The organism is Bibersteinia trehalosi (genome assembly GCF_004346205.1).
Lineage (GTDB): Bacteria > Pseudomonadota > Gammaproteobacteria > Enterobacterales > Pasteurellaceae > Bibersteinia > Bibersteinia trehalosi.
This window is the reverse complement of record NZ_SMAM01000009.1, coordinates 1-15,640: the sequence shown is the minus strand read 5'-3', so window position 1 is coordinate 15,640 and position 15,640 is coordinate 1. Positions and strand designations below refer to the sequence as shown.

The following is a 15,640-nucleotide window of genomic DNA, read 5'->3' as shown; positions in this document are numbered from 1 at the left end:
CCTATACTAAAATTAACGCTAATAAACTAACGAATGCGGTAATTCCCCAGAATACGCGGGATACCAATTTCACATTAATACGCTCATTTTTCACAATGACATTCATCATTTGTGGTGCCATATTAAAGAAGGTAAAGCTATTTAATAACACGGCGGCTAACGTAATAATATTTAAAATTACCACTAATGGATTTTGTAGAAATGACACAAAATTCGTATCAAACGTACCCTGAACTAAACTGGTTAAGCCGTAAAGTAGTACAAGACAGAACCAAACGGTGGGTACGGAGGTACTTTCACGCAGCACATAGAATTTGTAAAAATCTAGCTTTTTCCACCAAGTGGGTTTGATCTCACGCACATATTTTTTGCGTTTACTTGCTGTAGTCATTTTACTCTCCTTATTTCTGCGGTTTTAGCATTGCGAACACATAGTCTTTCGCACTTTCAATTTTGCCTTGGTTAACAGCGGAGGCTGGTCCCACATGTTTTGGACAAACTTCAGAACAGTAACCCACGAAAGTACAGCTCCATACCCCATTTTTACCGTTGAGAATTTTCATCCGTTCAGCTTTACCATTATCGCGGTTATCAAGGTTATAGCGGTGAGCAAGTGTGAGCGCCGCAGGGCCAACAAACTCTGGATTTAAACCGAATTGTGGACAAGCTGCATAACATAAGCCACAGTTGATACACATTGAGAAAGTACGATATTTCTCTAATTGTGCAGGAGTTTGTTTAGTACGACTTTTCGCTAATTCCGCAGATGGTGCTGGTGTGCCCGCTAATTCTGGTGCTTGGTTGTCAATAATATATGGCTTAATCGCTTCCAAGCTTTCGATAAAATGGCTTAAATCCACAACCAAATCCCGTTCAATTGGGAAATTTGCAAGCGGTTCAATTTTCATATAGCCGCTATAGTCGCGTAAAAATGTTTTACAGGCTAATTTGGGTTTGCCATTGACCATCATACCGCAAGAGCCACAAATCGCCATACGGCAAGACCAACGGTAAGAAAGCTCAGGTTCTAATTCATCTTTAATATAGCCTAATGCGTCCAATACGCAGGTTTGGCTGTCGTATGGAACTTCATATTTGGTGAAGTATGGTTCGTTATCTTGTTCCGGATTGTAACGAAGCACTTCGATAGTCATCATTTGATTTGCCATTGGTTACTCCTTCGCTTCTTTTGCCGCTTTTTCTTGTGCTTCTGCTTCTGCACCATAAACACGTTTTGCAGGTTGTGATTTGGTAATCTTCACGTCAGTGTATTTAATCGTTGGTGCACCATTTGGGTTATAGTACGCTACAGTGTGTTTTAAGTAGTTCACATCATCACGTTCTACATAGTCTAAACGTTGGTGTGCACCACGAGACTCTTTACGCTCTACCGCAGAAGATGAGATAGATTCTGCAACGTCTAAAATAAAGCCAAGCTCAATTTTGTAGAGTAAGTCGGTGTTAAATACACTTGAGGTATCTTTTACTTTAATGCGTTTATAGCGTTCTTTTAATTCTGCGATTTTCGCTACAGTTTTTTCCATACTCTCTTGAGTACGATAGATACCACAGCCTTCTTCCATTGAATCGCCCATTTCGTTACGAATTTGTGACCAAGATTCTTCACCTTCCTGACGAGCTAACGCATAAACACGCTCTAATACATCTTGTGCTTGAGCATCAATTACCGCTTGGTTACGGTTGTGGCTTTCAACTGCACGTTGAGCCGCCATTTCACCCGCAACTTTACCGAATACCACTAATTCGGCTAATGAGTTGGAGCCTAAACGGTTCGCACCGTGTAAGCCAGAAGATGCACATTCACCCACCGCAAATAAACCTTTGATTGAGGTTTCGGCTTGTTGATCAACTTCAATACCACCCATAGTGTAGTGAACGACCGGACGCACTGGAATTGGTGCTTTCGCAGGATCAACCCCTTCATACGCTTTGGCTAATTCACAGATAAATGGTAAACGTTCGTGTAAGTATTTTTCACCTAAGTGGCGTAGGTCTAAGTGAACGACATCAACACCTTTTGCGGTTTTTAATGTGTTTCCTTTACGCCATTCTTGCCAGAATGCTTGTGAAACTTTATCACGAGGGCCTAATTCCATGTATTTATTTTCTGGTTTGCCAATTGGTGTTTCTGGGCCTAGACCATAATCCTGCAGGTAACGGTAGCCATCTTTATTTACCAAGATACCACCTTCACCACGGCAACCTTCTGTCATTAAGATACCAGTATTTGGTAAGCCTGTTGGGTGATATTGCACAAATTCCATATCACGCAAAGCAACGCCATGACGATACGCCATTGATAGCCCATCACCGGTCACGATACCACCGTTGGTATTAAAACGATAAGCACGGCAGCCACCACCAGTTGCAATCACAACGGCATTCGCATTGATTTGCACAAAAGTGCCTTCCATCATATTCATTGCTACGCAACCACGAGCGTGACCATCATCGGTTAAAATATCTAATACGAAATGCTCATCAAAGCGGATAATTTGTGGATATTTGATTGAAGTTTGGAAAAGGGTATGAAGAATATGGAAACCTGTTTTATCGGCAGCGAACCAAGTCCGTTCAATTTTCATTCCACCGAAACGGCGCACGTTCACATCGCCATCTTCTTTACGAGACCACGGGCAACCCCAACGCTCTAATTGGGTCATTTGAACCGGAGAATTTTCAACAAAATGCTCAACGACATCTTGTTCACATAGCCAGTCACCACCGGCAACAGTATCATGGAAATGTTTATCGTAAGAATCTGTTTCTTTAATCACTGCCGCCGCGCCACCTTCGGCTGCTACGGTATGGCTACGCATTGGATAAACTTTTGAAATCAGTGCAATTTTCAAATTTGGATTAGCTTCAGCTGCGGCAATCGCTGCACGTAAGCCACCGCCACCAGCACCCACAATCGCAATATCAACGTTTACAGTTTTCACACTTTCCTCCTAAGGAAATCGATATTAATACATAAAAACATTGTTATTGTGCCATTTTTTAAGCGCTGTTTTAATTGTGTTTTACATTTTTTTAACAAAAAGTTTTTCGTTTTGTGATCTATCTCAAAAAATGAATTTGGAAAAAGAGAGTTATTGATAATCGCTATTATCTTCGTTGTCCGATAAGGCTATTTTGCAGATTTTTGCTAAAAATTGAGCGCTTGTTTTATGATAAGAAATATGAAAACTTTGCTAAATAAAAGGGTTGTTAAGTATTTTGTTTGTAACAAAATATTAACAACCTTCTCTATTTAGAAACGAATTTCGCCGCCAACAACATAAGTACGTCCACGTGCATAATTGGTGAACTTCGTACTATCGTCATTAGAATGCTGTGAGCGAGTAGTATTTTGGCTGTTTAATGGATCAATATATAATGCATTCAGTAAGTTCTGTATGCTTGCTTTTAGCATAAAGTGCTTATTAAATTCATAGATCGCATAAAGATCTACTATCGCAGGGTTGGTTGGCAATACTTCTACTTCATGGCGTTTACCCGCAGTGGCATCAATGCCTTTTGGTGATAGACGTTTCGCTTTGCCAGTATATTTAATGATACTACCTAGAGTTAGACGGTTATCAAACCAACGTGTACCAATATCTAATGTACCGTAATGTTTTGGTAGCTCATAAATATCACCAAAACCAAAGCCATCCATTGAGCTCTGTACGCCTAGGGGCTGAGAGGTTTTTTGGTAGCTATAAGTTAGCCGAGCAAAATAACGAGGACTATTATAGTGTAATTCTAATTCTGCACCACTGGTTCGCACAGGCTCTAAACTGTTAATCGACATTTGAGCGTGGAAACTGCCGGAGCCAATATCATCTTTATCCGTAGTCAGGTTGCCTTTCGTTGAAATATAGAATGATTCAGAAGTAATATAGTTACGAATCATAGAGCGATAATAGAGCAGCTTAATGCCTAAATAGTCTCCATTAGTAAAAAGATCATTTTTGAACGTATTGAAGCCTACCTGATAAGTTTTCGCTTTTTCTGGTTTTAAAAACGGATTCATTGAGCCGCCATTCTCATTGTTAAAAAACACTTCTTGAATATTTGGCATTCGTGTTGAGCGTGTAGCACTCACAAATGGACTAAACCAATCACTCAGTTCAACTAATAATTGTACAGACGGATCTAACGCATAGTGCATCATTTTGATGTTGTAAGCACCTTGAGGGAAGCAAGGAATCGTATATTCACCAACAGAACCACATTCTGGCTTAAATCCAGTAAAAGTTGAGCGAGTGTAATTCACTCCACCTTCTAAATTGTAAATAGATTTTTTCCAGTCGAAACTTAAAAAGCTACTTAAAATCTGTTGGCGACCACTCGGCGCAAATGGGGTGTATTCCAAATTATCTTGATTTTTGCCCGTCGCTTTACGTGCATAACGATTGGTGAAATAACCTGCTCCATAATTTAATGTAAGATCACTTTCAGCTACTTTAAAATAGCTACTATTTTTTAAATTGATATAGCGCGATTGGTTGGTGGTAGAGGCATCGGTGAGTTCCCAAAGCGCAGAGTCATTATCATAATTTTGCTTATTGTCTGTTTTTGCCAGTAATAGTTCTAAATTGATCAGATCAGAATTTGGCATATAGCGATAAGTGAGCCCCTGATGATTATTGGTTAATGTTCGTCCACCAATATTAGTCTCATATTTGCGGGCATCTAAGACTAGTTCGTGTGAAGCGCTTGGTTTTAGCTCAAATTTTGCTAACCATGAATTCGGGTGTTGATTCATTCGCTTAACATAATTATTGTCTGAGGCGTAAGTACCATCACCACGTTTATAGTTTGAACCACTCGCTCGCTTGTTGTAGGCAAATAAACCACCAACACTGCCTTGAGTAAAGGCTTCGGTTTTACCAGCCAGCGCAAGCATGGCGTTATAGCCAAGCGCATTGCTACCATAACTAAATTTAGAACGTACGCCCGCTTTATTTTCATTGAAAACAATATCATCAACCCCTAAGGTTTTAAATTCTGCTACGCCAGATAGTGCATTAATGCTTTTCTCTCCTTTAGCAAAGCCTTTATGGACACTGATAGAACTTAAAAAATTGGGCTCAATCATCGCACCGAACTGGCTGCTTGGAGGGAGACCTCCATGTTCATCATGAAAGCGGCGATCTCCATTGGCGGATGTGCCAAAAAAAGTTTGCGGTACACCATCAATGGTGGTATTGACACGTCCTAATCCTGACATACCGCGAATATTGACATTGATGGTGCCCTGTGCAGGATCAATATTCGTGAAAGTACCTGGTAAAGCACGTACAATACTATCAAGTGACTGCAATTTTTTATCTTCACCCCGAGAGGTGACACTCCCTGTTTTAAAGACATTCGAGCCGATTACTTTTACCTCATCTAAGGTTGCAACATCTGCAAATGCATAAGAAATACAACTCGCTACCCAAACTGCCAGTACGGTTTTTTTCATTATTTTGTTACCTCTGTTGCACCAAAGCTCATAAAGTTGCTGCTACCCTGAATTTCACCTACGACTTCTTGTGCTTTGTCACCGGCAAAAATGCCACCAACTACGCCAGTATTACGTGTTTTGCCATCATCAGTATAAGAGAGTGCGCCAAGTGGGTTGGTAAATGAGATGACGCTATTATCTGTTTTGATATCTGTTTGGTTAATCGAAACATCAATTTTGCGGAATTGTTGCATTTTCGCCTCTAAATCCTTTTCCCACTGCGCCTCTAATTTAGCGTACTCTTCTTTTGAGATCAGTTTTAGATTCTCTTTATCATCTTCCCATTCATCTTTATCTGTTGTGTAGATTTCTCTAAACTCTTCTGGGAAGAAACGTTTAACCGAGCTATCCAATAAGCGGTCATTACGGTTAGTTAATTTGCCACTGATTTTCATGGCATCAAAATCAGCATTTAGCTCAATATTGCCAAGATGAATATCATTACTATTCGGTGCCGTTTGTGCCAAGGTATGACCTCGGTAGGTGGCTTGCCCCTTGCTTTTCAGATCAATATCAGGTTTAGTTGGTAGTGCTACATAACCACTCATTATTGAATCAATAGGGTCTCCGCCAACAGTGGGGGTTTTAGCAGATTTCCATGTGTTGTAACTAGAATATTGCTGGTTCACAAAATGAATATTCGCAATAGGCTGCCCAGAGCTATTTAAAATCTCCAGCATTTGGATCTTGCTTGGATCGATGTCTGCACTAGACATAAAGCTTGGTGTGTAGTTGGTTGAGGCTCGGGTTGCTTGATCGCGGAAATCTTTAACCGTGTTACCATCTACATAACGAGAGTCGCCATTGGTATAAGCTGCTGCCCCAAGTTGTGGTGAAATTTTACCGTTTTGGCTAGCTTGCAATGGGTTATTGGCGGAGGTATCGCTGCTTGGGATAAAGTTAGCGATTTGTCGCCACTTAGTTTTTCCCTGTGGATCAAGCTGAGTTTCGAGCTGTTCCCGTTTTTGTTTTTCGGCATACTGCTTTTCGGCTTGCTCTTTTGCTTTTTGTTCCTTTTCTGCTTTTTCCTTCTCTTGGCGTTCCTTTTCTGCTTTTTCCTTCTCTTGGCGTTCCTTTTCAAGACGAGCCTTTTCTGCTGCTTTGTCTTTTTCAGCTTGCTCTTGTTTAGCTTTATCCACGCCTTGTTCAGTTTGGTTTGTTACAGGGCTAGATTTATTACTACTACCAGAGCAGGCGGTTAAGCTACCAAGCATTGCGAGGCTAACACAGATTGCAAGAGAGTGTTTTTTCAATGTCATAATTGTCTCCTAGAGTGAGTGAAGTGATGAGTGAGATTATTTTAAAATCCAATAGTAGTCGGCATCTTTAGCGCTTATATTTTCAGAGGTTGCGCCAAGCAAGATACTTGTGATCTTGATATTTGGTGCAAGATCAGCTAGATGCAGTGGTACGCCAATTTGCCGATTAACATGGTGATTTCCGGCAATCAACAAGCTCGGCGTTTTAGCCTGAGCGAGTTTTTCTGCCATGCGCCGATCTCTAAATTGTTGAACTTGCACCATTTTGCGAATTATTTCGCTATTTTTACCGCTTGTGGTCTCAAAGCCATGTTGCGCAGTAATGAGATCTGCAATTTTCTGCTGAACATTAGTGGTAGTAGAGCGATAGCCGTTGAGAGGCTCTGCGCCACGCATTAAAGTTTGCACTTCTTCTTGCGTTAAATTAGTCGCAAGCACTTCGGTTTGATTGGCAAAAGCACTTTGGATTAAGTCTGCGTAATACGCCCAATTCCAGCTTTGTTTCCAGCGTAATATTGAAGGTAAGTTATGCATGTAAGCGCTCGGATTTTGCGAAATTTTTGCAATATCAGCTTGTTGATCGATACTCAACATTTCTAAGGCAATACTGCCTTGCGCACGAGTTTGTTGTAGCTGTTTAAGTAGCCAAAATTGAGCTTGGTGATGTTTAAGCTCATCGTGTTGTTCACCAATTAGGAGGTAGTCATGTGTTGCAATTTGTTTGGCAAATTGCATAGGGCTAAGGCGTTGACCTGTATGTAAATCAACAACTTCTCCTAATTCATGTAATTGGATTTGCGTAACCGATGAGCTGCAAGCAGTGATGAAAAATAGGCTAATCAGAGTAATTAGCCTATGATTTAAGAAAAGCATACACAAAAAATAATAATGATAATTGTTATCGATCTTAATGCTTGTGATGAGTATTGTCAATCACTCTAATAGCTGAATTTGCGGCATCGCACTCTTTTTGTGCGGGACGATCTCTACCTCTGCGTGATACCACTGCTCAATACTTTTTTTGTTAATGAGTTGAACGGGGGAGCCTTGAGCTTGTAAGCGATTTTCAGCCAGTAATAGCAATTGATCAGCGTAGAGTGCGGCAAGGTTGAGGTCATGTAAGATACAGCAGACCGTTAGCCCTTTTTCTTGACACAATTTTTTAAGTAGCCGTAGGCATTGCTGCTGATGATAGAGATCAAAAGCGGAGGTAGGCTCATCCAAGAAAAGTAATTTAGTACGCATATCTTGATCCCATAGCTGCAACAGCGCTCGTGCTAACTGAACTCGTTGTTGTTCCCCGCCGGAAAGTTGGCGGTATGCTTTATGTTTCAACTCGGTACATTCGCTAGCAGCAATTACGGTGGGTAAAAATTGCTCTACTTCGCTTTGGCGGCGGTGGTAGCCGCCCATGCGAATCACGTCCTCAACAGTAAATGGAAAATTAAGCTGGCTGTGTTGGCGCATTACTGCACGTTTTTTGGCTAATTCTGTCGCCGAAAAAGTAGAAATGCGTTTTTCTTGTAAATAAATATCACCTTGTGTTGGTTGTAAATAGCCAGACAGCAAGCGCATCAAGGTGGATTTTCCTGCTCCGTTTGGGCCAATTAACACAGTCATTTTTCCTTGCGGAAGATTGAGAGAAATATCTTGCAACAATATTCTGCCATTGAGTTCAAAGGTTAGATTGGCAGTGCTTAGCAAGCGGTTATTTTGGGTTGAAATTTTACCAATCATCGCTCCTCCTTATATTTGATAACAAGCCAGAGGAAATAAGGTGCACCAAGGAAACTGGTTAGCATACCTACCGGTAATTCAGCGGGCGCAAAAGCGGTACGTGCAAGGGTATCTGCAACCAGTAATAAAATAGCTCCAGCGATTGCAGAGGCGGGCAAGACCCAACGATGGTCTGCACCAAATTTAAAGCGTATTAGGTGGGGGATAAGTAAGCCGATAAAGCCGATTGCACCACTAACAGCTACGGCAGCCCCTACTAATAGAGCGCCTAAGAAAATCAGACGTTTTTTTAAGTTAATGACATCTAGCCCTAGATAGTGTGCTTCCTCATCGCCGAGTTGTAATAGGTTGAGTTGCTTGGCAAGTGTAAAAGAGTAGGCAGCTAACGGCAAAATTACCAGACTGGCAGCGATGAGTGGCTGCCATTGCGCTTGCCCTAAGCTACCCATTGTCCACAATGTAAATTGGCGGAGCTGTTGATCATTACTAATGTAGGTAAGCATGCCAACAAGCGCAAAACAAAGCGCATTTACGGCAATACCGGCAAGCAGCAGTTTTTGCATTGATGCATGGGCACGGTAGCTGAGTGCGTAAATTAATGTTGAGACAGTTAAGCTTCCGAGGAATGCGATCAGCATCGTGCCATAAATTAACCATGCTTGTGGCAATAAATTTGGAAGTAAGATTGAGAGTGCCACAGCAAGGCTGGCGCCACTATTTACACCAATTAACGCGGGATCGGCCATTGGGTTATGAAATAGTCCCTGAAAGAGAGCGCCGGAAACAGCGAGAGCAAGCCCCACCACTACGGCAAGTAAAATACGCGGCAGGCGGATATTTAACCAAATTTGCCATGTGCTATCTTTAAAATCGGCTTGTGCGAGATCGTGCCAAGTTAAAGAAAATGCACCGATATTTGAACTAATTAATAGCGCGGCAATAAGTAAGCAAAACAGTATGGATAAGTAAAATGAACGATTCATCACTTACCCTTCATCGTTAATGCTTGCTCTGCTGCAAGGCGCATTTTGTGTAATTCTTGTGGCATAGTTAAACCAAAAGCTAGAAAGGCAATATCATCTACGACCACAAGCTGTTTATGCTTGCCGGCATTGGTATGTGCAAGCCCAGGGAGATTCCAGATTTCATCTGGTGAGTTAAAGCTTTGTAAACTTAGGCTGGTCAGCACGACAAGATCAGGATTTGCGGCAATAATACCTTCCTGTGAAATCGGCGCAAAACGCATTGCATTTCCCATTGCATTTTTCGCGCCAATCAGACGAATTGCGGTATCTGCAACGGTATCTTTACCCGCCGCCATTTGATTGCCCCCTGCGCGATTGATTACAAACAGAATATTCACATCGAGTGGTGAGTTTTTTACTGCTGCAAGGTCTTTGGCAAATTTTTCAGCTAAAGCGACCGCTTGCGGTTGCTTATTCGTGATTTTGCCAAGTTGATGAATCTTTTCTACTACGCTTTCTACGCTATATTGCAAGGGAACTTGCTCAATTTTTACTCCCGCATCAGCCAATTGTTCAAGTACTATAGAAGGCTGTGCAGCTTGTGTCGCGATAATGTGAGTTGGTTTTAGTGCTAAGATACCTTCTGCATTGAGTTGGCGCATGTAGCCTACATCAGGTAAGGCTTGTACTGCTTTTGGTACAGTACTGGTTGTATCTCTGCCAACTAAATTTTGTTCGGCATTTAGTGCATATAAGATTTCTGTTACATCTCCGCCAATGCTAATAACACGATCTTGTGCATATGTTGCATTCACGAATGCAAAACAAGCGCTCAGAAAAAGAGGAAGTTTGACAAAATTCATATTTAAACCCCTAAAAATCGAAAGGGCTTAATTCTATACTATTGAGAATTATTATCAATATTTTTGTGAGACGCTTTGTGTGCAAAGGCTTGATTTGAATTATCAACAAGCCCTAGAATAACTTCAGTTTATTTATGAAAAACAGTTTATGATTCCTTTTAATCAACCTTGCGTTGTTGGCAATGAACAAAGCTATTTACAACAAGCTATAATGAGTGGGCAGATTTCTGGTAATGGGCATTTTACTCATCTGTGTGAGCAGTGGATCCAGCAGTATTGCCATACGCCCAAAGCGTTACTTACGCCTTCGTGTACCGCTGCACTCGAAATGGCGGCACTTTTGCTTGATATTCAGGCGGGTGATGAAGTGATTATGCCGAGTTATACTTTTGTTTCCAGCGCGAATGCATTTGCCTTGCGTGGGGCGAAGATTGTGTTTGTGGATATTCGTCCAGATACCATGAATATTGATGAACGCTTGATTAAAGCGGCAATTACTCCGCGAACTCGTGCGATTGTTGCCGTGCACTATGCGGGAGTCGCATGTGAAATGGATACGATTATGGCAATTGCTGAACAATATGGGCTTTTTGTTGTAGAGGATGCCGCGCAAGCTGTGATGGCATACTATAAAGGCAGACCATTAGGCTCAATAGGGCATATTGGCTGTTATAGTTTTCACGAAACTAAAAATTATACGGCGGGTGGAGAAGGGGGCGCAATTTTGCTTAATGAGCCAACTTTTATTGAACGTGCGGAGATTATTCGTGAAAAAGGCACAAATCGTAGCCAATTTTTCCGTGGGCAAGTAGATAAATACACTTGGAAAGATCTTGGTTCAAGTTATTTGATGTCGGAATTACAGGCAGCTTATCTTTATGCTCAGCTAGTACAAGCGTCATTCATTAATCAAACCCGCTTACAGCTGTGGCAAAATTATTGGCAGGCTTTTCAACCCTTAGCTCAAAAAGGAGTTGTTGTTTTAGCCCAAATACCTGAATGCTGCATTCATAATGCACATCTTTTTTATCTTAAAGTTGCTGATCTTAATACACGAACAGCATTGATTACACATTTAAAAGTAAACAATATTTTGGCGGTTTTCCATTATGTTCCCCTGCATTCCAGCCCCGCAGGGCAGCGATTTGGACGATTTGTTGGTGACGATCGTTTTACGACTAAAGAAAGTGAACAATTAGTGCGTTTACCACTATTTTATAACCTTACCTTGGCAGAGCAGCAAAAAGTGATTCAAGCAGTCTGGGATTTTTTTAACAAGGAAGAGTAATGCTATATCATGTTCTTGGCTCTGATATTTCTCAGCATAATCAAACGCTACTTCAATTCTTTCAAGAAGATATTCTGCCGAATAGTACACAGAAACATCACTTTTATGTTGTGTCGAAACAAGAGTTAAATTATCCACAGTTGTTGCTTACACGCTTTGAGAGTAAAAAAGCAATTGCCTTGGCGTTGATCACTTTAGCAAAGCGAGAACCACAGGCACGCTTTATTTTGCACGGGCAGTACAATATTTGGATTTGGTTTGCACTTTTTTGTGGAAAATTACCCGCTTGTCGCGTGGCATGGCATGTTTGGGGGGCGGATTTATACGAGGTTTCAAGCCGCTGGAAATTTAAATTGTTTTATCCTTTGCGCCGAATGATACAGCGGAGATTGCCGGCAATCTGGGCAACAAAAGGCGATCTTGAATATGTATGGAAGCATATTCGCGCAAAGCGTGAACGAGATCGGTTGATCTATTTTCCAAGCAAAATGCCTAATCTGCAGTGGGGCTATGACAGAAAAAGTCTCGAAGATGGTGAACTGACTATTCTATTGGGGAATTCTGGCGATCGCTCTAATAACCATCTAGCTGCCTTATCACAGTTAAACCAATACTTAGGGCATGCGATTAAGCTTGTTATCCCAATGGGTTATCCAGCGAATAATGAGAGTTATATCCGTGAAGTTGAGCAGGCTGCCAAGCGGTTATTTTTGAGCGAAAATGTGCAAATTTTGCGGAGTAAGATCGATTTTGCAGAATATTTACATATTTTAACCGCTTGCGATCTGGGTTATTTTAATTTTGAACGACAACAGGGGATCGGCACAATTTGCTTGCTGATCCAGCAAAATATCCCTGTAGTACTACATCCTAATAATCCATTTTGTTGCGATCTCCAAGCGGAGCAAGTGCCATTTTTAATGGTAGATAATTTATCTCAGGCGAGCCTGTGCCAAACGCGAGAAGCATTACTGCAATGTGATAAAACTAAGATCGGATTTTTTTACCCGAATTATGTAAAAGGGTGGTTGGCTTGCTTAGAAACAATGCTATAGTGATAGTCATCATTTTGTTTAATAAGGAATTTAGCAATGATATTTAAAACACTTTTAACTCTCTGTTGCGTGGTTTTTCTTTCTGGTTGTGTTGCTTCAAGCACTGATCCTAGTGTGGGAAAAAGCGATTTTGCTAAGTTACAACAGTGGTCAGAAAATGTTGAGCAGCTTGAACAGCAACTGCTGCAAATAAAACCTAAAAGTGAAGAGGAAGCAGTAAAGTTACTGGATAACTTATTTGACCAAGCGGTGTTACAAGCAAAAGCGCTAGATTTACGCCATGTTGAAGTAAAAAATTTGCGTGATAAAGTGGTTGAGGGATTGGGATATCAGCGTGTAGTAATGCGCTCAATGATTTCACCAAAATATACTTCGGATAATGCTCAAGCATTTTACCAAAAAGCAGAGGGCTTAGCGGCTGAAGTGGAAACACTTTATGAAAAGTTAGAAAAAGAATTTGCGAAGTAATATGAAAACGGTGCGTTTTGCACCGTTTTGTCTTTAGGATAAAAATGGCACAGATTGTAGTTTTTCTGATTTATTGCTTGAGCCTTGTTTGGCTAGGCTATTCGATTTGGCGCAGTTATCGGCAACGGCATTTTTCTTTCTATTTGTTATTTAGCGTGCTATATGCGATCACTTTTTTCGCAGGTTTTCCGCTTTCGCTAATTATGGCAAATATGTTTGAATACACTCTGCCAGATTATGCTAGCCAACAGCGTGTATTTGGCTGGGCTATTTTGGCTTATTTAGTTTATCAGATGGGGTATCACATATTTTCAAGTATAAACACGCTTACCCCAAAAGCAGATGTCGCAAGTTTTCATGCAAAAACGACCGCTTGCTTACTGGCGTTAGTGGGCGTTGGGAGCCTATTCACCTTTATTTATTTAAACGAAGGCTTGTTACTCTTTAAACTAGAAAAATACAGCCAGATTTTTTCGCCCTTGATCCAAGCTGTGCCTTTGAAGCGCTTCTTCTATTTCTTTTTACCAGCATTGCTCCTATTTTTTCTGCTCAAACCAAGTGTTAAGCGTTGGTGGTGGTTTTTAATCTTGTCGGTTATTTTCGGTATATTGAGCTATTTAGCGGTTGGTGGTACTCGAGCAAATTTAGCTATGGCAGGACTATTTTTCTTAATTTTAGGGCTTGAGAAACAGTATCTTTCCGTAAGATGGCTAGGGTTGTTGGTAGCACTAGGCATTGTTGGTATGTTTTTGCTAGCGCTTGCACGTTATGGACTGGATATCCATGGGAAAGAAATTTACTTTACTTTCCTTTATCTTACTCGTGATACCTTCTCTCCTTGGGAAAATCTTGCACGTATCTTTAGTAGTGAAATGGAATACCAAGGGTTGATGCCAATTATTCGTGATTTTTATGTTTATATTCCAAAAAGTTTATGGCAAGAGCGCCCTGATATTGTTTGGAACAGCGCGAACTATTTCACTAAAACGGTATTAGGCAATCAATCAGGACTTGCAATATCACCAAGTTTATTAGGATCGTTCTATATTATGGGAGGTTATCCGCTCATTCCTATAGGAATGTTTTTAGTTGGTGGAATCATTGCAACGTTTGACCGTTTGTTTCAATATGGCTCGCGATATTCGGTTGTGCTACAAACCTTCTGTTTAGGGCAAGTGTTTAACTTGATTGTGCTTGTGCGAGAAGGTTTTGATGCGTTCTTTTCTCGTTTTTTCTTTTTTAGTCTGGTTTTTGCGCTTTGTTGGCTGATTGCAAAAGGAGTTATACGATGGAAAAGATAGTGATTCGTGGCATTGAAGTGCTGGCTGCAGAAAATCAAGATGCATTAATTGCCTATTTACAACATAGAACAGGAGCATTAGTCGCTATTAATGCAGAAAAGGTGATTTTATGTGATGAAGATCCTGTATTAAAAAGATTAATCACACAAGCAGAATTTAAATATGCAGATGGTATTAGTATTGTTAAAGCCATGCAGCAAAAAAAAACACAGCACAGATTGGCAAGAATCGCGGGGGTTGATTTATGGCTCGCGCTGCTTCATGCAAGAAAAGGGGAGCCTGTTTTCTTAGTTGGCGCAGAGCGTGATACTCTTGCAAAAACGTATGAGAAATTAACCGCTTGTGGAATAAATATTGTTGGTATCCAAGATGGTTATTTCTCAGCAGAGGAAGAAGCTGTAATTATTGAGCGTATTAAACAGAGTGGTGCAAGCTTTGTGAGTGTTGCAATGGGAAGCCCAAAGCAGGAGATTTTTATTCAACGTGCTAAACAGCAACATCCTAATTGCCTTTATATGGGGGTAGGCGGAAGTTACGATGTATTTATTGGTAAAGTAAAGCGGGCCCCACAAAGCTGGCAAGAATTTGGTTTCGAATGGCTATATCGTTTATTAAAACAACCTACCCGTTGGCGTAGACAATTAAGATTAATTAAATATGCTTATTATTACGTCACAAAACAGCTCTAAATGTACTCTTTTTGACAATTAATATACATTTTGAATAAATTAAGAGCACACGAAAAACTTTTTTTTAAAAAGTGCTAGACAAGTGAAAGTGAAATCACTAATATACGCCTCCGTTGCGACGCACTACTGAAAACAACGCGTTCGTAGCTCAGTTGGATAGAGCGTTGGCCTCCGGAGCCAAAGGTCGTAGGTTCAAATCCTATCGGACGCGCCAGGGTCAATCGCAATAATCCAATAGAGATGGTGGCTATAGCTCAGTTGGTAGAGCCCTGGATTGTGATTCCAGTTGTCGTGGGTTCGAGTCCCATTAGCCACCCCATTAAATCGGCGAGTAGCGCAGCTTGGTAGCGCAACTGGTTTGGGACCAGTGGGTCGTAGGTTCAAATCCTATCTCGCCGACCATTTTTGTTCTTTAACAATATATCAGACAATCTGTGTGGGCACTTGTTGATTGATTAGTTAAAAATATTTTTTAATTTTGAAGTCTTAATAGGTGC

General features: G+C 40.9%; 14 protein-coding genes and 3 tRNA genes. 8 read left to right on the top strand and 9 right to left on the bottom strand.

Going from position 1 to position 15,640, the window contains the following annotated elements; genetic code table 11:
- Position 1 precedes the first annotated feature (1 nt).
- The 9 genes from frdC to EDC51_RS09300 all read right to left on the bottom strand — a co-directional run bounded on the left by frdC (position 2) and on the right by EDC51_RS09300 (position 10,342).
- Positions 2–391, bottom strand: coding sequence for a fumarate reductase subunit FrdC (frdC, locus tag EDC51_RS09340; RefSeq protein ID WP_015431767.1), 390 nt, complete (start codon positions 389–391; stop codon positions 2–4).
- 10 nt (positions 392–401) lie between these two features.
- Positions 402–1,169: a succinate dehydrogenase/fumarate reductase iron-sulfur subunit gene (locus EDC51_RS09335; RefSeq protein WP_015431768.1), complete on the bottom strand. Its 768-nt coding sequence runs from the start codon at positions 1,167–1,169 to the stop codon at positions 402–404.
- 3 nt (positions 1,170–1,172) lie between these two features.
- Positions 1,173–2,963 carry a fumarate reductase (quinol) flavoprotein subunit gene (gene frdA / locus EDC51_RS09330; protein ID WP_015431769.1) on the bottom strand — a complete coding sequence of 597 codons (1,791 nt, stop codon included), beginning with the start codon at positions 2,961–2,963 and terminating at the stop codon, positions 1,173–1,175.
- Positions 2,964–3,274: 311 nt separating this feature from the next.
- Positions 3,275–5,476, bottom strand: coding sequence for a TonB-dependent receptor domain-containing protein (locus EDC51_RS09325; RefSeq protein ID WP_131928787.1), 2,202 nt, complete (start codon positions 5,474–5,476; stop codon positions 3,275–3,277).
- Positions 5,476–6,777: a HupA family protein gene (locus EDC51_RS09320; protein WP_131928786.1), complete on the bottom strand. Its 1,302-nt coding sequence runs from the start codon at positions 6,775–6,777 to the stop codon at positions 5,476–5,478. The genes EDC51_RS09325 and EDC51_RS09320 overlap by 1 nt, the downstream gene beginning before the upstream one ends.
- A 36-nt stretch (positions 6,778–6,813) precedes the next feature.
- Entirely contained in the window at positions 6,814–7,512 is a 699-nt protein-coding gene (locus EDC51_RS09315) for a ChaN family lipoprotein (RefSeq protein WP_231882700.1), read from the bottom strand.
- Between the two features lie 198 nt (positions 7,513–7,710).
- Complete coding sequence (locus EDC51_RS09310) at positions 7,711–8,514, bottom strand: heme ABC transporter ATP-binding protein (RefSeq protein WP_131928785.1); 804 nt, start codon at positions 8,512–8,514, stop codon at positions 7,711–7,713.
- Positions 8,511–9,497, bottom strand: a complete 987-nt coding sequence (locus tag EDC51_RS09305) for a FecCD family ABC transporter permease (protein ID WP_025267378.1) — start codon at positions 9,495–9,497, stop codon at positions 8,511–8,513. The genes EDC51_RS09310 and EDC51_RS09305 overlap by 4 nt, the downstream gene beginning before the upstream one ends.
- Positions 9,497–10,342, bottom strand: coding sequence for a heme/hemin ABC transporter substrate-binding protein (locus EDC51_RS09300; protein WP_131928784.1), 846 nt, complete (start codon positions 10,340–10,342; stop codon positions 9,497–9,499). The genes EDC51_RS09305 and EDC51_RS09300 overlap by 1 nt, the downstream gene beginning before the upstream one ends.
- Positions 10,343–10,490: 148 nt before the next feature.
- Between EDC51_RS09300 and rffA the strand changes: the two genes are divergently transcribed.
- From rffA to EDC51_RS09260, 8 genes are all read left to right on the top strand, one after another.
- The gene (rffA, locus tag EDC51_RS09295; protein ID WP_131928783.1) at positions 10,491–11,630 is read left to right on the top strand and encodes a dTDP-4-amino-4,6-dideoxygalactose transaminase; all 1,140 of its coding nucleotides are present in this window, start codon (positions 10,491–10,493) and stop codon (positions 11,628–11,630) included.
- The gene (locus tag EDC51_RS09290; protein WP_131928782.1) at positions 11,630–12,685 is read left to right on the top strand and encodes a TDP-N-acetylfucosamine:lipid II N-acetylfucosaminyltransferase; all 1,056 of its coding nucleotides are present in this window, start codon (positions 11,630–11,632) and stop codon (positions 12,683–12,685) included. Before rffA ends, EDC51_RS09290 begins: the two co-directional genes overlap by 1 nt.
- A gap of 36 nt (positions 12,686–12,721) precedes the next feature.
- Positions 12,722–13,153: a hypothetical protein gene (locus EDC51_RS09285; protein WP_131928781.1), complete on the top strand. Its 432-nt coding sequence runs from the start codon at positions 12,722–12,724 to the stop codon at positions 13,151–13,153.
- Between the two features lie 44 nt (positions 13,154–13,197).
- Positions 13,198–14,454 (top strand): WzyE family oligosaccharide polymerase, encoded by a 1,257-nt coding sequence (locus tag EDC51_RS09280; RefSeq protein WP_131928780.1) that lies wholly within the window; start codon positions 13,198–13,200, stop codon positions 14,452–14,454.
- The gene (gene wecG / locus EDC51_RS09275) at positions 14,442–15,143 is read left to right on the top strand and encodes a lipopolysaccharide N-acetylmannosaminouronosyltransferase (RefSeq protein WP_015431780.1); all 702 of its coding nucleotides are present in this window, start codon (positions 14,442–14,444) and stop codon (positions 15,141–15,143) included. Before EDC51_RS09280 ends, wecG begins: the two co-directional genes overlap by 13 nt.
- Before the next feature lie 137 nt (positions 15,144–15,280).
- A tRNA-Arg gene (locus EDC51_RS09270) sits at positions 15,281–15,357 on the top strand.
- A 29-nt stretch (positions 15,358–15,386) separates the two neighbouring features.
- Positions 15,387–15,462: transfer RNA gene (locus EDC51_RS09265), tRNA-His, on the top strand.
- Positions 15,463–15,468: 6 nt separating this feature from the next.
- A tRNA-Pro gene (locus EDC51_RS09260) sits at positions 15,469–15,545 on the top strand.
- Positions 15,546–15,640 lie beyond the last annotated feature (95 nt).